Raw genomic sequence first — 25,108 nt, 5'->3', positions numbered from 1 at the left:
AAGCGAAGTATTTACGCGATGTAGCTAAAATGGCGATAATTCATAACCATCCCACCGGGAATAACGCATCGCATGCGCGCAAGCATACAGAAAATCCAACTAACCGGTACGATCGTCATAGCGGTAAGTTCCATCTTGTTGGCAACCCTTGCCGCCCTGCCGAGCGTTTCCAGTTACTTACGCTACCGGACCAATGCGCAGCAACTCAGCCGCTTCGAAACGGCCCTCCAGTCCGCATGGCTGGTATCGGCCGAGCGTGGTCCTGCCAATAATTTGATGGGCGCGTCTTCCCCCGATGCAAAACTGGTCCAGGAGCTGGCCGCAGCGCGCAAGGCGACGGACGACAAGCTGGTGGAACTCGAAAACTCTTTTGCCGCGGAAATCAGGGCGCAGCCAGAATTGGCAAAATCGCTGGTCGATACACGCCGAAAACTGGCGCAATCCCGAGAAGCGGTCGATCAGGTTGCTGCACTTCCCGAATCCGCGCGCAGCTACACGGCAATGTCCAACGCAATTTTTGCGATGTTCAAGGCGGCGGACAGCGTCAACATGCTGCGCGGCAAGACCGCTCGCGCGATCATCAAGGTAACGCCCAATGTAGCGATCGACATCGCTATGACCGGCACGGCCGGAGTGATGCGGGACCGGATCGGTCGCCTCGGTTCCTACGTGGTCATGAGCCTGCGGGCGAACAGGCAGGACAAGCTGAGCCTCCGCGCCAAATTCGACACGGAAATACAGAGCCTCACACTGCTGAAATCGTCGCTGACGAACTACACCGCCGCTTACCTGTCCACACCACGCGTCGATGCAGCGTTTCGCGATATTGAAATCTTCTATTTCGGCCAGGCACTTCCCTATGCGCAGAATACGATTGCGATGGTGGTGCCGTCCGCGCAGCCAAGCGTTCGCGAATTCTCCGAAAACTACATCAAGGGCATGCGTTCCTCGAGCACGTTGCGCGACCTTATTCTCGCCGAAACACGGGCAAGGATAGAAAGGAACAAGGAACAGGCGTTGATCTATGGTGGAACGTCTCTCCTCCTCGCTCTCATCGCGGTTCTGGTATTGCTGCGGCTTGCATCGGTTTACAGAACGGCACTGTTCCGCCCCATGCAATCCGTCCAGACGCAGATCGCCGCAATCGCTGCTGGTGATCTTTCAGGAGCCCTGTATCAGGACAAGGCTGCTCCGGAAGTGAAGAAAATGTTCGAGGAACTGGATTTCCTGCGCGAGCAGCTTCGCCAGAAGGAAGAAATGGAAAAGCAGCAGTCTGCGCTGGCCGAACAATTACGCACGCTTTCAGAAACAGATGCCTTGACCGGTGTGTCCAATCGCCGTGCGCTGGAAAAGACCGTTCGTGCCATATTGAGCGGCGAGGAGCAGTTGCAGGCGCTTGGCGTGATGATTGTCGACATCGACCACTTCAAATCCATCAACGACCGTTATGGCCATGCCATGGGCGACCTCGCGCTACAGAAGACAGCGACTCTTTTAAGAGGCGCCCTCCGTAAAAACGATATTCTGGCGCGCTATGGCGGCGAGGAATTCGTGGTCGTGTTGCAGGATGTCAGCCACGCGACGGCGACCGCCACCGCCGACCGCCTGCGCCGGCTGATTGAAGCCCAGGTCATTGATGAACAAAGCGGGCTGTCACTGACGGCAAGTTTCGGCGTGGTCTGGCAGGAGGCACGGGCGATCAACAGTTGGGACGAGCTGATCGCAATTGCCGACGACCGGCTTTATGAGGCGAAGCGTGCGGGCCGCAACCGGGTGTGGGCGACCTATTTCCCCAAGGTAGCCAACGGCTAGGCGGCCCGGAGCAGCAGATCAGATCAGATCGAGCGTCATAACGACAGGGCAATGGTCGGAAGCCTTGGGGCGGTCCCAGCCGGTGCGCGGATAACGATCCACCTCCTGCCCCGGCGGAAAGACCGTCCGGTAAGGCTGGCCAGCGCGGATGATTTCGGGAACCCTTGTCGCATTGATCTGCGCAAGATGCGGGGAAAGCCAGATATAATCGAGCTGGCAGAGATGCTGTTCCTGTGGCCCGCGCGAATGATAGAGCGTCCAGCGATCCATGACGTCACGGCGCGACATCGGATTGGTCACAAAATCATCCGCCGTGAAGATATCTAGCGCGCTCCGCTCCTCTTCGACCGGCGTAAAGCTGTAGCCGCTGCGCCGGTCGCCGGAAATCGAAATGCGTTCCTGATAATCATTCATGTCGCCGCAGATGGCAAAATTCTTGTTGCGGGTATTGTTTGCGCCCCAGCGGTTCTCGATGATGCGGCGAACGGCCATGGCTTCCGCCTCGCGAATCGGCATGGTGGCGAGCCGGGCATCTATGGCGTCACGGGCATTGGTCATGGATTTGAAATGCGTGACGTAAAGCGTCAGCGGTTTGCCGCCGATCCTCAGATCGATTTCCAGACAATCGCGTTTGAAAATCTTGTCGTCTATCTGGTTGGTCGCGGCAAGTGCGGGATTGAAGAGGTCGAGATTGCGGTAGGTTAGCGCGGCGTGGCTCTTGATGTCGATGACCTCGATCTTGTCGCCGTCTCGGGTCTGCTCGCGCATGACGACGGCGACATCGATGCCGCGGCTGTCATTGCCCTCCACCAGATATTTCTGCAGATAGCCGTTGCCGACCATGCGGTAGAGATAGCCATATTCGAAAGCCTGCAGGGCCGCCATGTTGTCGACTTCCTGCAGGCAGAGAATGTCGGCATCCGCATCCGCAATGGCCAGCGCCGAAAGTTGCCGCGTATCGTCTGTGGAAGAGACTGCCCGCGCACTTTCCAGCGCCTGATAGGTCGCCTCGTCCCTGATATCGAAAAGCTGGATCGCCCTGTCGCGCCGCGTCTGGTTGCGAAAACCGGTAAAGTCGAAACGGGTGAGAAGATTTTCGATATTGAAGGTGGCGAGCCGAAGCGACATGTTTCATTCCTGTTGCTGGAATGGGAGCTTAGCCGCTCCCGTTCGGTCTCGCCAGTGGCCAGTCGCGTCGATCAGATTTCCCTATTCACGATGTCGGATTTTATGTGCGGGGATATTCCCCACCCTCATTCCTGTGACGAGCCCAGCGATGAGGGAGCAAGCAAATGCTAAAGACGCCACGCTGCACGAATCGCAACCGGCAACCGGTCACCGACCGCAACCGATTCTCGAGAATAAGCCCGAAGCGCCTGCCCGTCCGGCAGGTCGAGACGCAAGGCATAACGCTCGCCCTCGTAGAGAACCGAGGTCACGGTGCAGGTGATTCCATCCGCATCCCGCACCACGTCCTGCGGCCGCACGAGAATATCCGCCCGTGGTAATTGCCCACCGTTATCCATCGCTGTGCGGAGCGCGTCCCAGTCAATATCCCGCGAAGAACCTTCCGGCATCGGCACGGAGAGAATGGCGCCCTGCCCCACCAGCGAGCCGACAAGACGCCCCTCGGGTCGTGCATAAAGCTCGGCGGGCGGCGCGACCTGAAGCAGCTTGCCCTGAGACATCACGGCGACATCGGTTGCCAGCGCCATGGCTTCCGCCTGATCGTGGGTGACATAGATCATCGTCGCGCCGGAGCGGATGTGGAACTCGCGAAAGGTCTCCTCCATCTCTTGCCGCAAATGCCGGTCGAGATTGGCGAGTGGCTCGTCGAGCAGCACCACATCGGGTTCGGTGACGAGGCAGCGGGCCAAAGCGACGCGCTGCCGCTGGCCACCGGAAAGCTCGGCGGGACGGCGGTCCGCAAAGCCTTCAAGGCGTACGGCTGCCAGCGCTTGGGCCACCTTTTCGCGATATTTCTCGCCGGAAATGCCGCGCACTTTCAGGGGATAGCCGGCATTGTCGGCAACCGACATGTGCGGCCAGAGCGCATAGGACTGGAACACCATCGCCATGTTGCGCCGCTCCGGCGGCACCATGCTGCCTGCATCGGCCAGCACCCGCTCGCCGAGCAGGATGGAGCCATCAGTCGGTTGCTCGAAACCGGCGATCATGCGCAGCACCGTAGTCTTGCCGCAGCCGGAAGGCCCGAGCAACGCGAGGAAACCTCCCTCACGCACCGTGAGCGAGACGTCGTCAACGGCGGGTTTCGACCCGGCACCAAAGCTTTTCGTCAGACGATTGAGGATCAGTTTCGCCAAGGGACCACTCCTTTCGGCAGATAGCGCCCCAGAATTTCGAGCAGCAGCATGAGGAAAATCACCATGATGACGACAAGCACCGAAAGTGCGGAGGCAAGATCGAAGCTGCCGCTGTCATCGAGGTTATAGATGAGCACACCGAGCGTCTGCGTGCCGGCGGACCAAAGGAGCGCCGAAACCGTCAGCTCATTGCAGGCGATCAGGAAAACGAGGATGACGGAAGCGCCAGCCGCAGGCCCGACCAGCGGCAGGATGATGTCCTTCAACCGCCGCCAGAAACCGGCGCCCGAAAGCCTTGCCGCCTCTTCCAGCGACGGATCGAATTGCAGGAAGGCGCTGACCATCGGTTTGAGGCTGACGGCGAAAAAGGAGGAAAAATAGGCGAGCAGAATGATCCAGATCGTGCCGTAAAGCGTGATGCCGAGCAGCGGAATGGGGGCCGCGAACAACAGGACGAAGGATACGGAAATCACCACACCTGGCAGCGCATAGGGAATATCCACCAGCGCCGACAGCAGGAACATGAAGCGGCTTTTGCCGCGCACCAGGAAATAGGCGGTCAACACCGTCACCGCAAGCAGGCAAAGGGATGTGACCGTCGCCAGAAACAGCGAGTTGCGGAAGGCTGTGCGGGTCACGCTCTGCCGGTAGAGCAGCTCCTCATAGGCGTGCATCGTAGCGGTCTTGAGACTGAGCGGCACGCCATAGGCGGGGGCAAGCGAGCTTGCCACCAGCGCAGCAAGTGGTGCAACCAGCATGAAGAACAGCACGAGCCAAAGGACAAGCTCAGCCACTACACGCCAGCGCGACAGCTTGAAAGTCGCGGCCTTGCCGGAAAGACCGATGATGCGATAGTCCCTGCCCTTCATTGCCCGCTCTTGCAGCGCAAGACCGGCCACGGAGATGATGGCGATCATGGTCGAGAGAATGGCGATATCGCCGAAGGTGCTCGCACCAAAACTGGCGAAGCGGCTGTAGATCAGCGTCGGCAGGGTGAAGATCGAGGCCGGAATACCGAGGATCGCCGGAATACCGAAATTGCCGACATTGGACACAAACGAGATCGCCGCCCCGGCGATCAATCCCGGCGTCGAAAGCGGCAGGATGATATCGAACAGCACGCGGCGAGGCGAAGCACCGGAAAGCTTGGCCGCCTCGATGCCATCCTGCGGCAAAGCGAGCAGGCCGGCGCGCAGCGACAGATAGACGAGCGGCGCATGCTGCACGCCGAGCAAAAGCGCGATACCGGCAATGGAATAGAGCGGTTGCGGCGAGCCCATGGGCGGCGCAAGGCCGATGGCCTTTAACAGCGTGCTCGACGGGCCGGTCATGCCGATCCACGACAGCGCCGTCACCTGCGGCGGGATCATCATAGGCAGCATGAAGAGGAAGCTTAAGATCGACTTGCCGCGTATGTCGCAAAGCGTCAGCGCCAGCGCGAAGCCCCCGCCGATCATGAGTGAAATCAGCATGCCGAAAAAAGAGGTGGACAGCGTGTTCAGCGCCGCATCCCAAAGGGCGGGATCAGCCAGCAATCGCCATATGTCACCGTTAAGTGACGAAACAATGCCGGTATAGGCGAGCCGCCCGAGCGGCAGGGCGCTGAGCGCAAAAACGACGCTCACCACAAAAGGAAACAGCCAGCGCGGCTGGCTGTTTCCATAGGCACTTGATCGGGACATGCCGCTATATCAGCCCTTGGAGCCGAAAATATCGGAGAAGGTCTTCAGATCCTGCTCTGAGTTCTTCAGCGCGTCCGCGGCGTTGAGCGGCAGGACCTTGAGCTTGTCGCGGGCGGGGAAACCTTCCGGCATGCCAGCGTCAGCGCGCGCGGGGATGTAGCCGAGCTTGACGAAGCCCTGCTGGCCTTTTTCCGAAAGCACGTAGTCGACGAACTTCTTAGCGGCTTCCTCATGCTTGGTACCCTTGAGGATCGCGACCGGTTCGGTCACGGCCGAAACGCCCTCTTCCGGGAAAACGAACTCCACCGGGGCGCCCTTGGCCTTTTCGCGGATAGGCATGTAGTCGACGACAACGCCGTAAGCCTTCTCACCTGATGCAACCGACTTCAGCACCGCGCCGTTACCGCCACCGGAAATGGCTTCATTGGCCTTCAGCTGCTTGTAATAGTCCCAGCCGAGGCCGTTGGCAGCGGCCAGCGTCTGCGCGTGGATCAGCGCTGCACCAGAGGTCAGCGGGCTCGGCATGGTCACCAGACCCTTGGCTTCCGCCTTGGCAAGATCCTTCCAGCTCGTCGGCTTCATCGCAGCGGCAGTGTTATACATGATGCCGGTGGTGATGAGCTTGGTGGAATAATAATAGCCGTCCGCATCGTAGAGCGAGGCGTCGATGTTCTTCGCTTCCGGCGACTTGTGGGCCATAAGCTGGCCAGCCTGCTTCATACGCTCGAGTGTGACGGTGTCGGCGATCAAGAGCACGTCGGCAACCGGATTGCCGGCGCTGATCTCAGCCATCAGCTTGGCCATGATCTTCGGCGTTCCGTCACGCACCCATTCGACTTCGATACCGGGATTGGCGGCCTTGAAACCATCAACGGTCGCCTGCGCGTCCTCGTTCGGCTGGCTGGTATAAAGCACCAGGTCGGCAGCATTGGCAGCGGTGGCGATGAAGCCGAGCGATACGATGGCGGTAAAAGCGGAAAGCAGCGTTTTCATAGGTCCAGTCCCTGTTGTTTCGTGGGACCGCTAAAACATGATTGCATAACATGTATGTGACAGGCAGGATTTTAGGGGTGTGATCTCGGTAGCCAAGGTGGAGACCGGGGCTTACCCCCCCTCTGCCCTGCCGGGCATCTCCCCCACAAGGAGGGGGATCGGCAAGACGCTCTTTCGTCACTTAATTTTCGAACGTTGAGATGGGCGAAACCTCACCACGGGTCGATCTCCCCACCTGTGGGGGAGATGTCCGGCAGGACAGAGGGGGGGGGGTAAGCCGCACCCCCTGTCGCTGCCGAAAACCTCGCAACCCTCAAATCGCCGGAACCACTTCGGTCGTCTCCGCCTGCGCCGTCGCGATCAACCGGCCAAGCCGCTTCATGCCTTCCTCGATCATCGCCTCGTTGGCGCAGGAGAAGCTGATGCGCAGCGTGTTCGTGCCCGAGCCATCCGCAAAGAAGGCGCGACCCGGAACGAAGGCGACCTTCTCCGTTGCGATGGATTTTGCCAGCAGTGCGGCACCATCCATGCCTTCCGGCAGGGTGACCCAGATGAACATGCCGCCTTCCGGCTTGGTCCAGCGCGTGCCCTTCGGCATGTATCTGTCGAGCGCAGCCAGCATCGCATCGCGGCGGGCGCTGTAGGCAGCCTTGATCTTGGCGACCTGTTTGTCGAAGCCGCGCGAAGCGACACGTTCAATGGCGATCTGGTTGATCGTCGAGGAATGCAGGTCTGCGGCCTGCTTCATCAGCACCAGCTTGCGGATAACTGGCGCGGACGCAACGATGTAACCGACGCGAAGGCCGGGTGCGAGCGTCTTGGAGAAGCTGCCGCAATAGATGGTGCGGGTGTTCTCGATGCCGCCCGAGCGGGCAATGTCCAGCGCCATGATCGGCGGAACCGCCTCGCCGTCGTAACGCAGCGACTGATAGGCGGCGTCTTCGATGACGGCGATATCCAGCTCGTCAGCCAGCGCCAGAACCTTTTCACGGCCGGCAAGATCAACGGTTTCCCCGGTCGGATTGGAGAAATCGGCAGAGAGATAAGCGAACTTCACCGCGCCGCCGAGCTTTGCCGCGGTTTCGCGGTAAGCTTCGGGCGTGCGGTTACCGCCGGGATTGAGCTGGTCGTAATTCGGCTCATAGGCGTTGAAGGCGGAAAGTGCGCCGAGATAGGTCGGCCAGGTTACCAGCGCGGTATCCTTCGGCGACAGGAACAGCTTGCCGAGGTAGTCGAGACCCTGCTGCGAACCGGAAACGATGAAGACGTTGTCGGCAGTGCATTCAATGCCGATCTCGGCCATTTCGCCCGCCAGCCATTCGCGCAGCGGCTTGTAACCTTCGCTCACCGAATATTGCAGCGCCGAGTTGACCTGCGAACCCGAAAAAATTTCCGCATAAGCCTGCTGGAACTCCTCTGCGGGGAAAAGAGCCGGGTCCGGAATACCGCCGGCAAAGGAGATGATATCGGGCTGCTCGAGCAGCTTCAGCAGCTCGCGGATTTCAGACGCTTTCATGCGCGACGAGCGCGTGGCGAAAATTTGTTCCCAATCAAGCATGGGTACGTTTCCTCTTGTGTCGTTTTTATGCGTGCATCTTTACAGAAATGTCGATACGTCAGCAATACTGACTTATCAGTTTTTCGAATTATTTCTGCCTCCCTGCACGTTACCCGCATTTGGGCCCGCCTTTGGCGGACAAAGCCAAATACACCCTTGCGCAAAGCTTCACAATCTTCCGTTTGCGATTGACGCGGCAAGGTTTTCCGGCTGGATTGCGGCCACGCGCCGCGACACGGCGAAAGCATCATGGGAGTTTGACGACATGCTGAAAAATATCGACCCGGCGCTGAATGCCGATGTCCTTCACGCGCTACGCGCCATGGGTCACGGCGATACGCTGGTGATTTCCGACACCAACTTCCCTTCCGATTCGGTGGCTCGCCAGACAACGGTCGGCAAGGTGCTGCGCATGGACAACATCTCCGCCGCCCGCGCCATGCAGGCGATCCTCTCGGTGTTGCCACTCGACACGCCGCTGCAGCCTTCGGTCGGACGCATGGAAGTGATGGGCGCGCCGGACCAGCTGGAACCCGTACAGGTCGAAGTGCAGAAGGAAATAGACGCGGCGGAGGGAAAATCCGCCCCCATGTATGGTATCGAACGCTTCGCCTTCTATGAACAGGCTAAAAAAGCATATTGCGTCATCACAACAGGCGAGACCCGTTTTTACGGCTGCTTCCTGCTGACGAAGGGCGTCATCCCGCCGGGCAAATAAGATCGAACGGCAGACTGGGTCGTGTGCTAAACCCGTCATGACAATTTCAAGTTGTTGTGGCAAAAACTTCCACTAGGTTTTGTAAAACCAACCGGAGGTGTGAGGTATCATGACCCAATATGTCCTGGCGTTCTGGAATGTCGAAAACCTGTTTGCGCCGGAGGGTTATCCAGCGCGCGAACCTTGGATTGCCGAGCGGCTGAAGAACGATCTCAAAGGCTGGACCGAAGATCTGTTCAAGACCAAGCTCAGGCAACTCGGTTTGATCATAAGGCAGATCGGCGGCGCCGGGCCGGATCTGCTCGGCGTGTGCGAAGTCGAGAACCGTTTCGTTCTGGAGACGCTTGCGGAACATCTGAACGACCTCATGCCTGAGCGCGCCTACCGTGTGGTGCATGCAGATTCCAACAAGGACCAGCGCGGCATCGATACGGCCTTCATCTATGACAGCAAGAAGCTACTGATCAACGAAACCGAGATTTTCAGCCATTTCGTGATGCGCCGCACCGGCACGCGCGACATTACCCAATGCACCTTCATCACCAAGGGCGGACGCCAGCTCATCGCGCTTTCCAATCACTGGCCGTCGCGCTCCGGCGGTGCGGTGGAAAGCGCCGGTTTTCGCATGACCGCCGGTGAGACGCTGGGTTACTGGCACCAGCGGATCAGGGAAGAGAAAGGTAACGACATCGCCGTCGTCGCCTTCGGCGATTTCAACGACGACCCTTCCGATGCATCGCTGCGCTATCACGCCAATTCCACCCGCGAGCGCTACGATGTGGAAAGCTCGCAATCGGCAATGTTCTACAATCTCACCTGGAACTACCTGCGCCAGCAGGTAGTGGATTCAGTCGGTACGGCAAGAACGATCTATGGCACGCTCTATTTCAACGGCGACGCCAATATCTTCGACCAGATCCTCGTCTCAAGATCGCTTCTGACCGGGAGCAGCGGCTTCGCGGTGCGCGAGGAAACCGCGAAAATTGAAGCCATTGCCGCCATGGTCAGCCACAGCAAGAATGAGGGGCCGATCCGCTTCGGCCTGTCGAAAGGCGATGCAGTCAAAAACGTCAATCTCGGTGGTTTCTCCGATCACTTTCCCGTATCGGTCATTATCGAGGAAGCCGACGCCATCGTGTGATCCTAGCCAGGCCCAATGCAGAAAGGCCGGAGCTCTCGCCCCGGCCTTCCAATATTCTGTCAAGCAATGAAGCTTAGTTGACGGCCTTGTCGACCAGCTTGTTCTTGCCGATCCAGGGCATCATGCCGCGCAGCTTTGCGCCGACTTCTTCGATCTGGTGGGCGTCGTTGTTGCGACGGATGCCCTTGAAGCGTGCGCCGCCTGCCTTCCATTCCTGCATCCACTCGGTCGTGAACTTGCCGGTCTGGATGTCGTGAAGAACGCGCTTCATTTCAGCCTTGGTGTCAGCGGTGATGATGCGAGGACCGGTGACGTATTCGCCCCACTCGGCCGTGTTGGAGATCGAGTAGTTCATGTTGGCGATGCCGCCTTCATAGATCAGGTCAACGATCAGCTTCACTTCGTGCAGGCATTCGAAATAGGCCATTTCCGGTGCGTAACCGGCTTCGACCAGGGTTTCGAAACCGGCGCGGATGAGTTCTACGAGACCGCCGCACAGAACGACCTGTTCGCCGAAGAGGTCGGTTTCGCACTCTTCCTTGAAGTTGGTTTCGATGATGCCCGAACGGCCGCCGCCAACGCCGCAGGCGTAGGAGAGAGCGAGTTCAAGTGCGTTGCCGGAAGCGTTCTGGTGAACCGCAACGAGGCAGGGCACGCCGCCGCCCTTCTGGTATTCGCCGCGAACCGTGTGGCCGGGGCCCTTCGGTGCGATCATGACGACGTCGAGCGAAGCCTTCGGCTCGATGAGGCCGAAGTGAACGTTGAGGCCGTGTGCGAAAGCAATCGCCGCACCGTCACGGATGTTGCCGGCAATGTCGGCCTTGTAGATGTCGGCCTGCAATTCGTCAGGCGTCGCCATCATCAAAAGGTCGCCCCACTTGGCGGCTTCGGCAACGGTCATGACCTTGAAGCCGTCGGCTTCCGCCTTCTTGACGGTCGGCGAACCGGCCTTCAGAGCAATGACGACGTTCTTGGCGCCGGAATCCTTGAGGTTCAGCGCATGGGCGCGGCCCTGGGAACCGTAGCCGACGATGACGACATTCTTGGACTTGATGAGATTGAGATCCGCATCACGATCATAATAAACGCGCATTTTATGGTCCTTCCCTAATGCTTGTCTCTGTGTGAACCGGAACCTCAGGCGACCTTGCCGCCCAGTTCCGAATGTACCTTTTCCGTGCCGTAGAGTGTTAGAAAGGCGACCACCGCCTTCTTTGCCCGGGCGGAAAAATCCTTGTCAGGCGCCTCGCCCAGCAGCATGCGCACATGCAGATCCGAAACGATGAGGCCGTAAAAACTGCGATACGCCTCTTCGGCGTCATCGAAACGCAGGTAACCCGAACGGCGACCCGCCTCGATCAACCCGCGGGCGCGGCGGTCGATCTGGCGACGGCCACGTTCCAGAAGAAGATCTCCAAGCTTGGAACCATCACGGCTCGCCTGCCCTATCGCCAGACGGTTGAGCGCCAGCGACACATCGCCCGCCAGCACATCAAGCAGATCATGTGCGAAAACCTCGAGATGATCGGCAAGCTGCGGCGCAGACACGCGGTCGCCCGCCTTCTCGAAGGTGCGAACCTTGCTCTGCTGGAAGGTGATCATCGCAGCCAGCAGGCCGTCCCGGTCGCCAAACCATTTGTAAAGGCTTTCCTTGGAACAGTTGGCCGCACGCGCAAGACCAGAGGTCGTCAGCGCTTTCTCGCCACCCTCGACCAGAAGACGCAATGCCTGATCCAGAACGGCGTTCTGGCGCGGCGAAAATTCCTGCGCTGTGATCGGGTCGGAGGCCACTTATTTCCACTCCAGAGGCTCGATTAATGTACCGTACGGTACGGTTCGAGCGCCATTTAAGCGGAGGCAGCTTGCCCGTCAAGCGCTTTCTTCGCAGTGATGTACGAATTGACGCGATGCGGAAGCAGAATGCGCCGCACCATAATGCCGCTTTATCCGGCCGCGCTTATCTCACGCGAGGCGTCGACGTCGCGTGAGGGCGACATCCCGTAAAAGCGGCTGTATTCCCGGCTGAACTGCGAAGGGCTCTGGTAACCGACACGATGGCCGGCCGTGCCTGCATCCAGGCGCTCCAGCAGCATCAGCCGGCGCGCCTCATGCAGCCGCAACTGCTTCTGGTACTGAATGGGGGTCATGGCCGTGATCGTCTTGAAATGGTGATGGAAAGACGACACGCTCATGCCGATATGCTCCGCAAGTTCCTCGATACGCAGCTGGCGCGCGAAATTCTCGCGCAGCCAGGAGATGGCGCGGGCGATCCGATTGCCATGGCTTCCGGCAGCGACGATGTTCATCAGCTGCCCACCCGCTGGTCCCGTCAGGATTCGATAGAGGATTTCCTGCTCGATCAGCGGCGCCATGGCCGCAATATCCGCCGGGCGGTCAAGCAGGCGCATCAGCCGGATGGCCGCATCAAGCAGCTCCGGTGTGGCGGCGTTCACCACGATGCCGCGCTGGCCGCTCACCGGCTCCTGAGACCGCTCGATCGGCATGCGGCTCATAAGGTCGAGCAGCTTTTCGCTGTCGATCGCAAGCCCGATGCAAAAATGCGGTACTTCCTCGCTCGCTTCCACTACACGCCAGGCAACCGGCAGGTCGAGCGAGGTCAAAAGATAGTCGCCGGCCCCGTAATTGATGGTGTCCGTTCCCAGCTGAACGCTTTTCGACCCCTGGATCACCATTGCCAAACAGGGACGATAGCTGCCGTGGCACGGCGCGCTGGGTGTGGACCGGCGGCTGATGCCGAGGGTTTCGATTGCCGTCTGGACCTCGCCATCGCGGGTGGCATGCCGTGCGGCGATGGAGGCGATCTCCTGATAGAGATTGAACGGCATGGTCATCTGGGAAACCCTTTAGGGAAGGAAGCAGCGTATCTGTTTGCATTATCTAGAAAGCCGGGCCAGTTTCCGCAAATAGCCCACCGCAATTTTTTGCAGGATCGTGCAAAAAGCTCGGAGGATCGCTCTAACGCCGCGGCACCCTTCCATTGCATATTCCGCCGTCCCCAACTCCCGAAAGGATATTCAGATGGCCATTGCAAGAGGTTATGCTGCGACCGATGCGTCGAAGCCGCTTACCCCGTTCACCTTCGAACGCCGCGAGCCTAACGATGACGACGTTGTCATCGATATCAAATATGCCGGCATCTGCCACTCGGACATCCACACCGTCCGCAACGAATGGAAGAATGCCGTCTTCCCGATCGTTCCCGGCCATGAGATTGCCGGTGTCGTGAAGGCCGTCGGCTCCAAGGTCACGAAATTCAAGGTCGGCGATCATGTCGGCGTTGGCTGCTTCGTCGATTCCTGCGTCGGTTGCGCCACCCGCGACCTCGACAACGAACACTACATGCCCGGCCTCGTCCAGACCTATAACGATGTCGATCCGAATACGAAGACAGCCACCCATGGCGGTTATTCCGACTCGATCGTCGTCAAGGAAGGTTATGTCCTGTCGATCCCGGACAACCTGCCGCTCGACGCTTCCGCGCCGCTTCTATGCGCAGGCATCACGCTCTACTCGCCGCTGCGCCGCTGGAACGCCGGTCCCGGTCAGAAGGTCGCAATCGTCGGCATGGGTGGTCTTGGCCACATGGGCGTCAAGCTCGGCGCTGCCATGGGCGCGGATGTCACAGTTCTTTCCCAGACCCTGTCTAAGAAGGAAGACGGACTGAAGCTCGGCGCGAAGGAATATTACGCCACCAGCGACGCCTCGACCTTCGAAAAGCTGGCCGGCACCTTCGACCTGATCATCTGCACGGCAGGTGTCGCAATCGACTGGAACGCCTATCTCGGCCTCCTGAAGCCCAAGGGCAGCATGGTCGTGGTCGGTGCACCGGAACATGCGATCCCGGTCCACGCCTTCTCGCTCATCATCGGTGCGAAGAGCCTCTCCGGCTCAATGATCGGCTCGATCAAGGAAACCCAGGAAATGCTGGATTTCTGCGGTGAGCATGACATCGTCTCGGAGATCGAAACGATCAACATCCAGGATGTCAACGAAGCCTATGAGCGGGTGCTGAAGAGCGACGTTCGCTACCGCTTCGTCATCGACATGGCATCGCTCGACGCTTGAGCCTTGGATTGGCACAAGCTCGCCACATCCGCACTCCGTAACCCCGCACTTAATACGGCGTGACGGAGGAATGGTTTGGCGCACTGACCATAAGCAAGCGCGGGAAGCCAATGCTTCCCGCGCTTTCCTTTACCCGCCCTGCCCTCAGGCCTCGTCCTTCAACGTCTCTTTCTGGGTGATCAGCCGCGCGCTGTGCTGGCCGCTGAGGTAAATCCACAGCCAGCTCCACGCCACGGCCAGCCGCGAGCGCGTTCCGATCAGGAAATAGATATGGGCAAGCCCCCAGATCCACCATGCAAGCACGCCCTTGAGCTTGAACCTGCCGAAATCGATCACCGCCGCGCGTTTGCCGATTGTCGCCAGATTACCCTGATGGCTGTAGCGGAACGGCGCGGGCTCCGGCTCTCCGGATAGCCGCGCATTGATGACCTTTGCCACATGGGCGCCCTGCTGCTTGGCTGCAGGCGCAATGCCCGGCACCGGTTTGCCGTTTTCCTGATTGACGGCGGCCGTATCGCCGATGACGAAGATATTGGGGTCGTCTTCCAGATTCAGATGCGGCCCGACGATAGCGCGTCCCGCCCTGTCGGCAGCAGCATTCAGCCACTTTGCAGCGGGAGACGCCTGCACGCCAGCAGCCCAGACCACCGTGCGGCACGGATAAAAGGTCTCACCCACCGTCACGCCCTCATCGGTGCAGGCCGTCACCGGTGTGCCGAGCAGAACCTCGACGCCGAGCTTTTCAAGCGCCTGCTTGGCATAGGCCGAAAGATCGTCCGTGAAAACCGGCAGAACGCGCGGACCTGCCTCGACAAGCAGCACGCGGCTCTTTCTGGTATCCACATTGCGGAATTCCGGCGGCAGCGCCTTGTGGGCAAGCTCGGCGATCATGCCCGCCATTTCCACGCCCGTCGGGCCTGCCCCGATGATGACGAAGGTCAGTTGCGCCTGCCGTTCGTCTTCGCTGCTGGCAAGTTCCGCACGCTCGAAAGCCAGAAGCAGGCGGCGGCGGATCGTCGTTGCATCCTCGAGCGTCTTGAGGCCGGGAGCGGCACGCTCCCATTCGTCACGGCCGAAATAGGCATGACGGGCGCCGGTGGCCAGCACCAGCGTATCGAAGCCGATGACCTGACCGGAACTCAGATGCACGGTGCGGGCGTCACGGTCTACGCCGTTCACTTCCGCAAGCAGCGTCGTCACTTCCTTGCGGTCGCGGTAAAGATGGCGGATCGGCCAGGCGATTTCGGATGTCGCAAGAGCCGTCGTCGCAACCTGATAAAGCAATGGCTGAAATAGATGATGGTTGCGGCGGTCAATCAATGTGATGCGGACAGGGGCCCCCTCCAGCCCGTGTACCATTTGTAAGCCGCCGAAGCCTCCACCCACGACGACAACGTGATGTTCTTGCATGTGTCTCTGCCTTTAAAAGCTCGCGCACGGAGCATGCGCAAGCAGATTATAGGCAAAAAAATTGACTTTGGTTATGAAATAGCCTGACCGCAGGCGCGACAAAAACGCCGGACTGTTTCAGCCATGCCATATTCCAGCGCATCCGCCGTCAACCCGTGACCGATGGAGACCTCTGCAAGATAAGGTATACGTTTCATAAGCTTGGGCAGGTTTGCTACAGTCAGGTCGTGCCCGGCATTGACGGCAAGCCCGAGCGCTGCGGCGTAGTCCGCCGTCTGTCCGAGTTTTTCCAGAAGCGCGTCACCCTTTTGCGGATCGTCAAAACAGCCGCCATAGGGACCGGTATAGAGCTCGATGCGGGTAGCACCCGTCTCAGCCGCCAGCTCCACCGCTTCGCGCTCGCCGTCACCATCGGCAAAAAGCGAAACCCGCATACCGCCAGCCTTCAGGCGCCCAACGGCTTCTCTCAGGAAAACCGCGTGCTTGCGGAAATCCCAGCCATGGTCTGATGTCGCCTGCGACGGATCGTCGGGCACCAGCGTCACCTGCTCAGGCTGGGTCTGTTCGCACAGAACTAGAAAATCCTCCGTCGGATAACCTTCGATGTTGAATTCCGCACTTGGGAAACTGTCATCGATGAGCGCACGCAGCACCGGCAGGTCCGAAAAGCGGATATGGCGCTGGTCCGGTCGAGGGTGTACAGTCAGCCCGCTAGCACCCGCAGCGAGTGCAATATGCCCGAAATGCGCGACATCCGGCCATGGGAGATCGCGACGGTTGCGCAGCATGGCAATTGCGTTCAGATTGACGGAAAGTTTTGCGGGCATGACAGTCGAGGCTCCGGTTCGGAATTGACATCCTGTTTCACGCAGGTTGACGCCGACCGCAAGGAGGCCGATAAAATTTTTTAAGGATACGGGAACGAAAGCAGGCAATACAGGTTACGGTTCTCATGCAGCATCGGCAAAATGTCTTGATCAGAAGACAGGTCTGCGGTGGGGAACAAGTAACGAATGCCATAAAAAGCAGGCACACTGTCAAAACGCGCGAAGGGGGAAACGATGCAGAATGGCAGGATGCCGTTTGAACACGGCGACGAGGACAAACCCAATCTAAGGATCAGCAGCTTTTTACCGGATATAAGCCTGCCCTCCTCCCTGCCCGCCGAACCGGTTCCCATCGCCGACATGGCCAACATTTTCGGCGTAACGCACCGGACCCTGCATTTTTACGAAGAAAAGGCGCTGCTGACCTCGAAACGCATCGGCCAGATGCGGGTTTATTCCCACCGCAACGTGCAACGCATGGCGGTGATAAATGTCTGTCGCGAAGTCGGCATTTCCGTCGCAGCCATTACAGACATCATGGAAAAACTTGCCCGCTCTCTCTCGCAGGAAGAAGCGGACGAGATATTCCACTCCGCGCTGCGGCAGCGAAAAAGAGAACTGACCGCGGAACGCTCCACGCTTCAGCGCCAGGCCCAGCAGATCGAGGAACTGCTCGCCACCGATAACGATGCTGATGGCCTCGATGCGGCTGAGCGGGGACCGGGCAAGGATATCGCGCTGACAGACAACGAGCGAAAATGCCTGGAACTGATGGCGGAGGGGTACGCCCCGGTAAGGCTCGCGCGCGCTCTCGGCCTTTCAGGTAACGACCTCAACGAACTGGAGGCGAAGATTATCGGCAAGTTCAGTGCCAGCAACCGCTTTCAGGCAGTTGCCAAAGCGGTTCTGCTGGGCGTCATCCGCGCCTGACAAGGCATTTCCACGAAAACTTCACAGCGGTTTTCCGTCCGGACAATGCACAGACAAAAGAAATGGAGCATTGAAGGTGTCCCGCTATTCACCGGAAATGCTCTATCTCAGCGAACGATTGTGAGTGTTTCTGCGGCGCGGGTGATGGCGGTGTAAAGCCACCGCTCGCGCGAATCGCGGAAGGCATAGCTCTCGTCAAAGAGAACCACATTGTTCCACTGCGAACCCTGCGCCTTGTGCACGGTCAGCGCATAGCCGAAATCGAACTCGTCATAACGCTTGCGGGTGGTCCACGGTATTTCCGTTTCCACATCCTCGAAAGCCGCCTTCAGCAATTTGATCTTGGCAGCGCCGCGATCCATATCGTCGTCTTCAGGCCGGATCATCAGGTTGATGCCGGGTTTCACCGTCTCGCGCGACGAACTCATGACCTGCCAGAGAGAGCCGTTCAGCAGGCCCTTGGCCGGATCGTTCCTCAAGCAAACCAGCTTGTCGCCGGATTGCGGATAATCGGCCGTAAATCCCTTCAGCTCGCGAAGCCGCTGGTTATAACGGCGGCGCGTGCGATTTGTGCCGACGAGCACCTGATCGGCATCGAGCACGAGCGACTGTGTCACCTCGGACTTGGAAATCACCTGCGCGGCACCGTAATCGCCACGCATGATCTCGCGGCCTTCCCGCACATCCATGGCAAGGTGGATGATGGGATTGTCCTTGGCCTGCCGATGAATTTCGGAGAGCAGGTAATCAGGCTCCTGCTCCGTGAAGAAGCCACCGCCTGAAACCGGCGGCAACTGCCCGGGATCGCCGAGCACCAGGATAGGCGTGCCGAAGCTCATCAGATCCTTGCCGAGCTGCTCATCCACCATCGAACATTCATCGATGATGATGAGTGCCGCCTTGGCGAGCGGGCTCTGGCGGTTGATGGAAAACATCGGTGCGACCGAGGTCTTGCCGGTTTCCTCGTCTTCCACGGTCTCTTCGCCGCGCGGGCGGTAGATCAGCGAATGGATGGTGCGGGCATTGGTCGCCCCGCGCGAGCGCAGCACCTGCGCCGCCTTGCCGGTGAAGGCCGCAAACAGCACTTCGCCATCGACATTTTCCGCGAAATGTTTGGCAAGCGTCGTCTTTCCGGTTCCGGCATAACCGAACAACCGAAAAACCGGCGTCCGGCCTTCCTTCAGCCAGCGGGAAACAGCCTTGAGCGCTTCGTCCTGTTGCGGTGAAAATAACATGCGCCCTCATCGCAGGATTCGAGCACCGTGCGCAACAGAAAAAGAACGAAAGATGAATCACACCATCAGAATGCGGCAATAAAACACGGCTGGTTTTTAAACCATGGCGGGTATCATGCCGCGCATGAAGATATTGATTCTGGGCGCAACGGGTTTCATCGGTTCCGAAGTGATCCGCAGCCTTCACGGCAAAGGTCACACCGTTACTGGGCTGGCTCGCACCATTGCGCGAGCTAAAGATAAATTGCCTTTCGCCAGCTGGGTTCCGGCCGATCTCTCGCGTATGACCAGCGCTGCCGACTGGGCGGCACTCGTTAGCGACCATGACGCCATCGTCAATTGCGCAGGTGCGCTTCAGGACGGCCTGTCGGATGATCTTGCTGCGACGCAGGAAAAAGCGATGCTGGCGCTCTACCAGGCAGCGGTAAATGCGGGCGGCAAGCTGGTGATCCAGATATCGGCCCGCACTTCCGGAGCCGCTTCCCAACTGCCCTTCCTCGCCACCAAACGCCGCGCTGATGTGGCACTTGCCACAAGCGGCCAGCGCTTTGTCATTCTCCGCCCCGCACTGGTTGTCGGGCGCAACGCCCATGGCGGCACAGCACTCGTGCGCGCGCTTGCAAGCTTCCCCTTCGCAGTGCCGCTCGTAAACGGCAAGATGCCTGTACAGACCGTCGCAGTCGAAGATGTCGCGTTGGCAGTCAGCGCGGCAATAGATGGCGAAATCCCGTCAGGTAGCGATATCGAGCTGGCAGCGAACGAAACGCTGACATTGCAAGGCGTGGTCGCTGCGCACCGGCAATGGCTCGGCCTCACCCCTGCTCCCGCGCTAAATCTTCCGGCTGCCTTCATGCGCCCCGTCGCCCTCACGGCGGATATTGCGGGAAAGCTCGGCTGGCGGTCGCCGTTGCGCTCAACCGCCATGAGGGTGATGTCGGAAGGTATCGTGACGGAGAACAGCGCGCCAAAAGCGACGACATCGCTCAAGAGCTTGAGGGACACGCTGGCAGCTCACCCTTCCGGCGTGCAGGACCTGTGGTTTGCCAGATCATATCTGCTCAAACCCGTCCTCATTCTCTGCCTGTCGCTGTTCTGGTTGTTGTCCGGCCTCGTACCGCTGCTTGATATCGACAGCTCGGCGGCGCATTTCCTGCCCTTCATGCCGCAAGTGCCGGCCGTCGCCCTCACACTCGCCACCTGCCTCATCGATATCGCCCTGGGCGTCACCGTCTTGATAAGACCACTTGCCAGAAAAGCACTCGTCGCCATGCTCCTGGTCACCGCCGCCTATCTGACTGGTGGCAGTCTGCTGGAGCCGGGTCTGTGGCTCGATCCGCTCGGCCCCCTCGTCAAGGTCCTGCCCTCCATCGCCCTGACACTTGTCACCCTTGCCACACTGGATGAACGCTGATGACACCTGAAGACCTTCTGCGGCTCGCCCATGTCATCGGCGCAACCGTGTTGTTCGGCACCGGGGCTGGCATAGCGTTTTTTATGGTGATGGCGCGGCGGACGGCAAACCCGGCGCTGATCGCCCATGTTTCGGGCACGGTCGTCATCGCCGACACCATCTTTACCGCCACGGCGGCGATCATCCAGCCGGTCACCGGTTATTTTCTGGCGCGCATCATCGGCTGGCCGCTGAGCGAAGGCTGGATCGCCCTTTCGCTCTGCCTTTATGTCTTCACCGGCATTTTCTGGCTGCCGGTGGTGTGGATCCAGATCAAGCTACGCGATATCGCCCGCGATTGCGCCGCAACCGGAGAGGCCCTGCCGCAGCAATGGTTCCGTCTCTACCGCATCTGGTTTGCCTGCGGTTTTCCGGCTTTCTTCGCAGTGCTCGGCATCATCTGGCTGATGTTGACCAAGCCGGATATTGCCCTGTTCGGTTGATGCGCCTCAATTGACCGCCTGTCTTTCGACAAGCTGCGCCAGTTGCTCGGCAACCGTGTTCCAGCCGTCGAAAAATCCCATCTCCGCGTGCTTGTCGCGATCCCCAGGGTTTCTATGCATGGCATAGGCCACATACTCCATGCCTTCAGGATGATCGCGAAAACTCATCACCGCGGTGAGGAATGGGCGCGCGGACGGGCGAAAGCCTGCCGTCAACGCGTCGGTGAAGACCAGACGCTCCTCATGATCCACCGCCAGGAAACAACCGCTTATGTGATCGCCAAATGCCTTCCCGTCTTCGCTGTAGCGGGTCTCGAAAGCGCCGCCGGGGAAAAGCTCCATTTTCTCGACACGGCATTTGCCGGGATGCGGCACCCACCACTGTTCGAGGCTGTTTTTGTCGACCCAGGCGTTCCAGACCAGATGGCGCGGCGCCCTGATGATCCTTGAAATCTTCAGATCGAGATCGGGATTGAAAGTGTCGGTCATTTGTCATTCTCCCCTTTATCGGAGGTTCTGTCCTGTTGCGCCATGACGAACTGTTCAAGCCGGTCCGTCCGGCCTTCCCAGATGGCATGCTGTTGCGAAAGCCAGCCCTCGATCATTGAAAACCGTTGTTTCTCCAGCGAGCAGAACCGCACCCGGCCCTGCTTGCGCGTCACGATCAACCCCGCTCCTTCCAGCTGGCGGATATGTTTCATGAACGACGGCAGGGCCATGGCGAAAGGTTCGGCAAGCGTGCCGACGCTCGCATCCCCGCTGCCCAACCGCAAAAGCACGGCCCGTCGTGTCGGATCGGCAAGGGACTGGAAGATATCGTCAAGTGGCACTGAATAGTTATCCATAAGACTAACTATCACAGCGAAAAACTTAGCTCAACGGATAAGTTTAAAAATCGCACCGGCGGAGGGAATAAAGCAGTGACCTGCGGTGTCTTTTGATGTGCTGGCGGCAGAAGCCGCCCGAACCAAGGAGGATATGTCCATGAAAATCCGCTTTATCGTTCCCGCCCTCGTTCTGGCTTTTGCCGGAACGGCCTATGCGGCACCCGCGGTCGAAACGGTCAAGACCGCCAAAGGCAATGTGCTCGCGGGCGAAAAAGGCATGACGCTCTACACTTTCAAGAACGACAAGAAGGGCGTATCCAATTGTTATGACAAGTGCGCCACCAACTGGCCGCCGTTCTTCGCGGCCACTGGCGACAAGGCCGAAGGCGCCTATTCTCTTGTGACGCGCAAGGACGGCAAGATGCAGTGGGCAAAGGACGGCATGCCGCTCTACTACTGGGCCAAGGACATGAAAAAAGGCGATGCAACCGGCGACGGTATGAACGGTGTATGGGATGCCGCAAAACCATGATGGCATGAATGGCAAGACGCGGGGGAGCCTCTCCCCCGCAGCCGGCTCCTTCGAGGCGGAGATGCTGGCGCTGATACCCATGCTGCGGCGTTATTCCCGCAGCCTTTCCCGCTCCGACGCCGATGGCGAGGACCTTTTGCAGGACTGCGTGGAAAAGGCGCTGACCAACAAGAGGCAATGGCACGGAACGGCTTTGAAATCATGGGCTTATGCGATAATGACGAATCTTTATCGCAACCGCCACCGCGCCGCGAAACGTCACCCGTCCGAAAGTCTCGACGGCCATGAGAGCCTGGCCGTTGCCGACACACTCGGCGACACGCTGGAAAACGATAGGCTGCACGTCGCGCTCGGGCTGCTTTCGCCAGAGATGCGGGCGGTGCTGATGCTGGTGACGGTGGAAGGCTATAGCTATCAGGAGGCAGCCGAGACATTGTCGATCCCGGTGGGTACCGTCATGTCCAGACTTTCCCGCGCCCGCGAAACCCTGCGCCAGCACCTGGCGGCGGACAATATCATTCCCCTGCGGAGACCACGATGAAAAGGCCCGATGCCATTACCGAAGACGATCTGCACGCTTATGTCGACGGGCTTTTGTCCGACGACGACCGCGCGGCTGTCGAGGCTTGGCTGACCGAAAGGCCGCAGGAGCGGGAGCGTGTGGAAGACTGGAAAAAACAGGCTGAAACCCTGCGAGCCGCATTCGCCGCCTATGCCGCCGAACATCCGCACGACACCGCGATGCTTGCCGAAAGAAAACACGCGCCCGCGTGGCGGCTGAAACCGGTTCTTCTGCGAACGGCAGCTGTGTTGCTGATCTTCGCGGCGGGTGCGGCAGCCGGAAGGCTTGTGCCGCCGCCGCTCGCCACGCCGCAGGACGTGGTTCTGGCGTCGTTGACGACTGACATTCCCGCGCAGGCGAAATCGGCCTATCTCATCTATGCAAGCGAGGTGCGCCACCCCGTTGAAGTTGGAGCCGAACAGCAGCAGCACCTTGCAACATGGCTCGGCAAAAGGCTCGGTTATCCCTTCGCCATCCCCGATCTTTCCAAGATCGGATATGATCTCGTCGGCGGGCGCCTGATCCCCGTCAGCGGCAAGCCAGGGGCGATGCTGATGTATCAGGACAAGACCGGCCGCCGGGTAACGGTGCTGGTCGGCCACAACGAGGAAAACCGCACCACCAGCTTCCGCATGGCGAGCGCCGATGGCGTCGAGACCTTTTACTGGATCGACAACGAACTGGGCTATGCGGTTTCTGCCGAGCTGACGCGCGCCGAGGTGCAGAAGATCGCGGAGGAATGTTACCGCCAGTTCCCTGCGTAGAATAACCCATACCCCCACCCCACATCCATGCGACAGGCACAGGGATGACGAAGGGAGAACACCTATTTCAACATCGGCCAGAGGCTGACGACGAGAAGGACGGCCATGGTGATGTTGAACCATTTGAGCCGCACAGGAACGGAAAGCCAGTCACGCAGGGCCGAACCGAAGCCCGCCCAGGTCGAAACGCTGGGAAGATTGACGGCGGCGAAAACCACGCCGACGATCAAAACGGTGACGAGATATTGCCCCTCATCCGTATAGGTCGCCATCGCGGTCACGGCCATTACCCAAGCCTTGGGATTGACCCACTGAAAGGCTGCGGCGGCAAGAAAGCTCATCGGCACCGATGCGGCAGCACCCTCGTTCAGGCTGCGGGACGTGCCGATCTTCCACGCGATCCAGACGAGATAAAGTCCGCCCGCGAATTTCAGCGCGGTATAGAGCAAGGGCACGGAGTGTAGCAGCGCGCCAAGCCCAAATCCGACGCCGATCAGCAATGACAGGAACCCCGCCCCGATGCCCAGCATATGCGGGATCGTGCGGCGGAAACCGAAATTCACGCCGGAGGCAAAAAGCATCATATTGTTCGGGCCGGGCGTAATGGAGGTTGTGAAGGCAAACAGCACCAGCGCAACGAGGGTTTCGACAGTCATGATCTCTCCTGTGAAAAGACACTATCCGCCGAACCACCATCAAACCAGTCCGATCAACCGATAGGCGTAGTCAAATTTTTTGATGGATCGATCCTTTCCATGCCGGGTTTGAGAAGTCGGAACAAAGGGCTATTCTCCGTCAACAACCGCTGGAGCGAACCGATGTATGACGACATTCCTTCCGTCACCCTGCCATCCGGAAAAGAGATACCAGCCCTTGGCCTCGGCACCTGGAACATGGGCGAGATGAGATCATCGGCTCCGCAGGAAGTCGAGAGCATTCGCAAGGCGATCGATCTCGGCATGACGCTGATCGACACGGCCGAAATGTATGCAGACGGCCGATCCGAAGAGGTGGTGGGCACGGCGATTGCCGGCCGGCGCGACGAGGTGTTTCTGGTCAGCAAGGTCTATCCCTGGAACGCCAGCGCCCGAGGCACGATTGAGGCCTGCGAGCGCAGCCTCGCAAGGCTCGGCACCGACCGGCTCGATCTCTATCTGCTGCATTGGCGTGGTGATCACCCGCTGGAAGAAACGGTGGCCGCTTTCGAAAAGCTGAAAAAAGCCGGCAAGATCGGCGACTGGGGCGTCTCGAATTTCGACACCGACGACATGGAGGAGCTTTTCGCTGTTCCCGACGGTAAGAATTGCGCCGTCAATCAGGTGCTCTACAATCTCTCCCGGCGTGGACCGGAATTTTCGCTTCTGCCCTGGTGTCAGTGGCACAGCGTGCCGCTGATGGCCTATTCGCCAATCGAACAGGGGCGCATCCTCAACAACCACGAACTCATCCGCATCGCCAAGGCCTATCAGGCTACGCCTGCGCAACTGGCACTGGCCTTTCTTCTGGAAAGAGAAGGCGTCATCGCCATTCCAAAATCCGCCAGCGCCACACGGGTGGAGGAGAACCGAGGTGCCACCGATCTCGAAATCACCGATGAGGACTGGGCCGCACTGGATGCCGCCTTCCCACCACCGACACGCAAGACGGCGCTGGAAATGCTGTGATTTAACAAAGCATTAAAATGTTTTTCGGAATCAGGCACTCAAGCAATTGAATCGAAGTGTGAGCCCTGCGAACTGATGCTTTGGGCTGCACCATTTCAATTCAATAACGGCGCAGCGAACCGCGCCGTCAGTCTCCCAGACATGCTGCAC

At 59.3% G+C, this 25,108-nt stretch carries 25 protein-coding genes; 11 read left to right on the top strand and 14 right to left on the bottom strand.

Annotation, left to right across the window (positions count from 1 at the left end; all coding sequences use genetic code 11):
* Positions 1-72 precede the first annotated feature (72 nt).
* Positions 73-1,812 (top strand): diguanylate cyclase, encoded by a 1,740-nt coding sequence (locus tag J5276_RS04075; RefSeq protein ID WP_112154004.1) that lies wholly within the window; start codon positions 73-75, stop codon positions 1,810-1,812.
* Positions 1,813-1,830: 18 nt separating this feature from the next.
* Here J5276_RS04075 and J5276_RS04070 read toward each other — a convergent pair whose 3' ends face one another.
* From J5276_RS04070 to J5276_RS04050, 5 genes are all read right to left on the bottom strand, one after another.
* On the bottom strand, positions 1,831-2,940 hold the full coding sequence (locus J5276_RS04070) for an endonuclease/exonuclease/phosphatase family protein (protein ID WP_003513055.1): 1,110 nt from the start codon (positions 2,938-2,940) through the stop codon (positions 1,831-1,833).
* 167 nt (positions 2,941-3,107) lie between these two features.
* Positions 3,108-4,136, bottom strand: coding sequence for an ABC transporter ATP-binding protein (locus J5276_RS04065; RefSeq protein WP_013636457.1), 1,029 nt, complete (start codon positions 4,134-4,136; stop codon positions 3,108-3,110).
* Positions 4,124-5,818 (bottom strand): iron ABC transporter permease, encoded by a 1,695-nt coding sequence (locus J5276_RS04060; protein WP_019565334.1) that lies wholly within the window; start codon positions 5,816-5,818, stop codon positions 4,124-4,126. The genes J5276_RS04065 and J5276_RS04060 overlap by 13 nt, the downstream gene beginning before the upstream one ends.
* Before the next feature lie 9 nt (positions 5,819-5,827).
* The gene (locus tag J5276_RS04055; protein WP_013636459.1) at positions 5,828-6,811 is read right to left on the bottom strand and encodes an ABC transporter substrate-binding protein; all 984 of its coding nucleotides are present in this window, start codon (positions 6,809-6,811) and stop codon (positions 5,828-5,830) included.
* 313 nt (positions 6,812-7,124) lie between these two features.
* The gene (locus tag J5276_RS04050; protein ID WP_025593984.1) at positions 7,125-8,369 is read right to left on the bottom strand and encodes a PLP-dependent aminotransferase family protein; all 1,245 of its coding nucleotides are present in this window, start codon (positions 8,367-8,369) and stop codon (positions 7,125-7,127) included.
* A gap of 265 nt (positions 8,370-8,634) precedes the next feature.
* On the opposite strand from J5276_RS04050, the gene J5276_RS04045 reads away from it, so the two are divergent.
* Together J5276_RS04045 and J5276_RS04040 are read left to right on the top strand one after the other, a co-directional pair.
* Positions 8,635-9,087 carry an RbsD/FucU family protein gene (locus J5276_RS04045; RefSeq protein WP_003513061.1) on the top strand — a complete coding sequence of 151 codons (453 nt, stop codon included), beginning with the start codon at positions 8,635-8,637 and terminating at the stop codon, positions 9,085-9,087.
* Between the two features lie 109 nt (positions 9,088-9,196).
* The gene (locus J5276_RS04040) at positions 9,197-10,228 is read left to right on the top strand and encodes an endonuclease/exonuclease/phosphatase family protein (RefSeq protein ID WP_112154006.1); all 1,032 of its coding nucleotides are present in this window, start codon (positions 9,197-9,199) and stop codon (positions 10,226-10,228) included.
* Positions 10,229-10,301: 73 nt separating this feature from the next.
* Here the strand turns inward: J5276_RS04040 and ilvC are convergent, their stop codons facing one another.
* From ilvC to J5276_RS04025, 3 genes are all read right to left on the bottom strand, one after another.
* Positions 10,302-11,321 (bottom strand): ketol-acid reductoisomerase, encoded by a 1,020-nt coding sequence (ilvC, locus tag J5276_RS04035; RefSeq protein ID WP_003507583.1) that lies wholly within the window; start codon positions 11,319-11,321, stop codon positions 10,302-10,304.
* A gap of 44 nt (positions 11,322-11,365) precedes the next feature.
* Positions 11,366-12,019: a TetR/AcrR family transcriptional regulator gene (locus tag J5276_RS04030; RefSeq protein ID WP_003513063.1), complete on the bottom strand. Its 654-nt coding sequence runs from the start codon at positions 12,017-12,019 to the stop codon at positions 11,366-11,368.
* A 152-nt stretch (positions 12,020-12,171) separates the two neighbouring features.
* Positions 12,172-13,080, bottom strand: coding sequence for an AraC family transcriptional regulator (locus J5276_RS04025; protein WP_209159546.1), 909 nt, complete (start codon positions 13,078-13,080; stop codon positions 12,172-12,174).
* 187 nt (positions 13,081-13,267) lie between these two features.
* Between J5276_RS04025 and J5276_RS04020 the strand changes: the two genes are divergently transcribed.
* The gene (locus tag J5276_RS04020; protein WP_003513067.1) at positions 13,268-14,314 is read left to right on the top strand and encodes an NAD(P)-dependent alcohol dehydrogenase; all 1,047 of its coding nucleotides are present in this window, start codon (positions 13,268-13,270) and stop codon (positions 14,312-14,314) included.
* Positions 14,315-14,458: 144 nt separating this feature from the next.
* On the opposite strand, the gene J5276_RS04015 is transcribed toward J5276_RS04020, so the two are convergent.
* Positions 14,459-15,724, bottom strand: a complete 1,266-nt coding sequence (locus J5276_RS04015) for an NAD(P)/FAD-dependent oxidoreductase (protein ID WP_065702378.1) — start codon at positions 15,722-15,724, stop codon at positions 14,459-14,461.
* Positions 15,725-15,795: 71 nt separating this feature from the next.
* The gene (locus tag J5276_RS04010; RefSeq protein ID WP_065702536.1) at positions 15,796-16,551 is read right to left on the bottom strand and encodes a pyridoxine 5'-phosphate synthase; all 756 of its coding nucleotides are present in this window, start codon (positions 16,549-16,551) and stop codon (positions 15,796-15,798) included.
* A 234-nt stretch (positions 16,552-16,785) separates the two neighbouring features.
* Here J5276_RS04010 and J5276_RS04005 point away from each other — a divergent pair, with 234 nt between their 5' ends.
* Positions 16,786-17,481, top strand: coding sequence for a MerR family transcriptional regulator (locus J5276_RS04005; RefSeq protein ID WP_026330785.1), 696 nt, complete (start codon positions 16,786-16,788; stop codon positions 17,479-17,481).
* 107 nt (positions 17,482-17,588) lie between these two features.
* On the opposite strand, the gene J5276_RS04000 is transcribed toward J5276_RS04005, so the two are convergent.
* Positions 17,589-18,716, bottom strand: a complete 1,128-nt coding sequence (locus tag J5276_RS04000; RefSeq protein ID WP_003513075.1) for an ATP-dependent RecD-like DNA helicase — start codon at positions 18,714-18,716, stop codon at positions 17,589-17,591.
* A 124-nt stretch (positions 18,717-18,840) separates the two neighbouring features.
* On the opposite strand from J5276_RS04000, the gene J5276_RS03995 reads away from it, so the two are divergent.
* Both J5276_RS03995 and J5276_RS03990 read left to right on the top strand, forming a co-directional pair.
* Positions 18,841-20,127 carry an SDR family oxidoreductase gene (locus tag J5276_RS03995; RefSeq protein WP_174005727.1) on the top strand — a complete coding sequence of 429 codons (1,287 nt, stop codon included), beginning with the start codon at positions 18,841-18,843 and terminating at the stop codon, positions 20,125-20,127.
* Entirely contained in the window at positions 20,127-20,609 is a 483-nt protein-coding gene (locus tag J5276_RS03990; protein ID WP_065702377.1) for a DUF2269 domain-containing protein, read from the top strand. Before J5276_RS03995 ends, J5276_RS03990 begins: the two co-directional genes overlap by 1 nt.
* 6 nt (positions 20,610-20,615) lie before the next feature.
* Here J5276_RS03990 and J5276_RS03985 read toward each other — a convergent pair whose 3' ends face one another.
* Both J5276_RS03985 and J5276_RS03980 read right to left on the bottom strand, forming a co-directional pair.
* The gene (locus J5276_RS03985; protein ID WP_065702376.1) at positions 20,616-21,098 is read right to left on the bottom strand and encodes an SRPBCC family protein; all 483 of its coding nucleotides are present in this window, start codon (positions 21,096-21,098) and stop codon (positions 20,616-20,618) included.
* Positions 21,095-21,454, bottom strand: a complete 360-nt coding sequence (locus J5276_RS03980) for a helix-turn-helix transcriptional regulator (protein WP_025593992.1) — start codon at positions 21,452-21,454, stop codon at positions 21,095-21,097. Before J5276_RS03980 ends, J5276_RS03985 begins: the two co-directional genes overlap by 4 nt.
* Before the next feature lie 133 nt (positions 21,455-21,587).
* On the opposite strand from J5276_RS03980, the gene J5276_RS03975 reads away from it, so the two are divergent.
* From J5276_RS03975 to J5276_RS03965, 3 genes are read left to right on the top strand one after another with little or no spacing between them, the layout of a single operon-like run.
* Positions 21,588-21,968 (top strand): hypothetical protein, encoded by a 381-nt coding sequence (locus J5276_RS03975; protein WP_075807749.1) that lies wholly within the window; start codon positions 21,588-21,590, stop codon positions 21,966-21,968.
* The gene (locus J5276_RS03970; protein WP_003513086.1) at positions 21,952-22,509 is read left to right on the top strand and encodes an RNA polymerase sigma factor; all 558 of its coding nucleotides are present in this window, start codon (positions 21,952-21,954) and stop codon (positions 22,507-22,509) included. The genes J5276_RS03975 and J5276_RS03970 overlap by 17 nt, the downstream gene beginning before the upstream one ends.
* Entirely contained in the window at positions 22,506-23,294 is a 789-nt protein-coding gene (locus tag J5276_RS03965) for an anti-sigma factor (RefSeq protein WP_065702374.1), read from the top strand. Before J5276_RS03970 ends, J5276_RS03965 begins: the two co-directional genes overlap by 4 nt.
* A 62-nt stretch (positions 23,295-23,356) precedes the next feature.
* Here J5276_RS03965 and J5276_RS03960 read toward each other — a convergent pair whose 3' ends face one another.
* Positions 23,357-23,950, bottom strand: coding sequence for a LysE family translocator (locus tag J5276_RS03960; protein ID WP_065702373.1), 594 nt, complete (start codon positions 23,948-23,950; stop codon positions 23,357-23,359).
* 162 nt (positions 23,951-24,112) lie between these two features.
* Here J5276_RS03960 and J5276_RS03955 point away from each other — a divergent pair, with 162 nt between their 5' ends.
* Positions 24,113-24,958, top strand: coding sequence for an aldo/keto reductase (locus J5276_RS03955; RefSeq protein ID WP_112154009.1), 846 nt, complete (start codon positions 24,113-24,115; stop codon positions 24,956-24,958).
* The last annotated feature ends 150 nt before the right edge of the window (positions 24,959-25,108 follow it).

It is taken from the genome of Agrobacterium sp. S7/73 (assembly GCF_019355535.1).
Taxonomy (GTDB): domain Bacteria; phylum Pseudomonadota; class Alphaproteobacteria; order Rhizobiales; family Rhizobiaceae; genus Agrobacterium; species Agrobacterium tumefaciens.
This window is presented reverse-complemented; position numbering and strand designations above follow the sequence as displayed.

Coding starts and splice junctions, on each gene's coding strand:
- ilvC (WP_003507583.1), bottom strand. CDS start 11,321: ATGCGCGTTTATTATGATCGTGATGCGGATCTCAATCTCATCAAGTCC.
- J5276_RS03965 (WP_065702374.1), top strand. CDS start 22,506: ATGAAAAGGCCCGATGCCATTACCGAAGACGATCTGCACGCTTATGTC.
- J5276_RS04050 (WP_025593984.1), bottom strand. CDS start 8,369: ATGCTTGATTGGGAACAAATTTTCGCCACGCGCTCGTCGCGCATGAAA.
- J5276_RS03970 (WP_003513086.1), top strand. CDS start 21,952: ATGCCGCAAAACCATGATGGCATGAATGGCAAGACGCGGGGGAGCCTC.
- J5276_RS03995 (WP_174005727.1), top strand. CDS start 18,841: ATGAAGATATTGATTCTGGGCGCAACGGGTTTCATCGGTTCCGAAGTG.
- J5276_RS04045 (WP_003513061.1), top strand. CDS start 8,635: ATGCTGAAAAATATCGACCCGGCGCTGAATGCCGATGTCCTTCACGCG.
- J5276_RS03955 (WP_112154009.1), top strand. CDS start 24,113: ATGTATGACGACATTCCTTCCGTCACCCTGCCATCCGGAAAAGAGATA.
- J5276_RS03980 (WP_025593992.1), bottom strand. CDS start 21,454: ATGGATAACTATTCAGTGCCACTTGACGATATCTTCCAGTCCCTTGCC.
- J5276_RS04075 (WP_112154004.1), top strand. CDS start 73: ATGCGCGCAAGCATACAGAAAATCCAACTAACCGGTACGATCGTCATA.
- J5276_RS04005 (WP_026330785.1), top strand. CDS start 16,786: ATGCAGAATGGCAGGATGCCGTTTGAACACGGCGACGAGGACAAACCC.
- J5276_RS04000 (WP_003513075.1), bottom strand. CDS start 18,716: ATGTTATTTTCACCGCAACAGGACGAAGCGCTCAAGGCTGTTTCCCGC.
- J5276_RS03990 (WP_065702377.1), top strand. CDS start 20,127: ATGACACCTGAAGACCTTCTGCGGCTCGCCCATGTCATCGGCGCAACC.
- J5276_RS04040 (WP_112154006.1), top strand. CDS start 9,197: ATGACCCAATATGTCCTGGCGTTCTGGAATGTCGAAAACCTGTTTGCG.
- J5276_RS04070 (WP_003513055.1), bottom strand. CDS start 2,940: ATGTCGCTTCGGCTCGCCACCTTCAATATCGAAAATCTTCTCACCCGT.
- J5276_RS03975 (WP_075807749.1), top strand. CDS start 21,588: ATGTCCATGAAAATCCGCTTTATCGTTCCCGCCCTCGTTCTGGCTTTT.
- J5276_RS03960 (WP_065702373.1), bottom strand. CDS start 23,950: ATGACTGTCGAAACCCTCGTTGCGCTGGTGCTGTTTGCCTTCACAACC.
- J5276_RS03985 (WP_065702376.1), bottom strand. CDS start 21,098: ATGACCGACACTTTCAATCCCGATCTCGATCTGAAGATTTCAAGGATC.
- J5276_RS04020 (WP_003513067.1), top strand. CDS start 13,268: ATGGCCATTGCAAGAGGTTATGCTGCGACCGATGCGTCGAAGCCGCTT.
- J5276_RS04060 (WP_019565334.1), bottom strand. CDS start 5,818: ATGTCCCGATCAAGTGCCTATGGAAACAGCCAGCCGCGCTGGCTGTTT.
- J5276_RS04010 (WP_065702536.1), bottom strand. CDS start 16,551: ATGCCCGCAAAACTTTCCGTCAATCTGAACGCAATTGCCATGCTGCGC.
- J5276_RS04055 (WP_013636459.1), bottom strand. CDS start 6,811: ATGAAAACGCTGCTTTCCGCTTTTACCGCCATCGTATCGCTCGGCTTC.
- J5276_RS04015 (WP_065702378.1), bottom strand. CDS start 15,724: ATGCAAGAACATCACGTTGTCGTCGTGGGTGGAGGCTTCGGCGGCTTA.
- J5276_RS04025 (WP_209159546.1), bottom strand. CDS start 13,080: ATGACCATGCCGTTCAATCTCTATCAGGAGATCGCCTCCATCGCCGCA.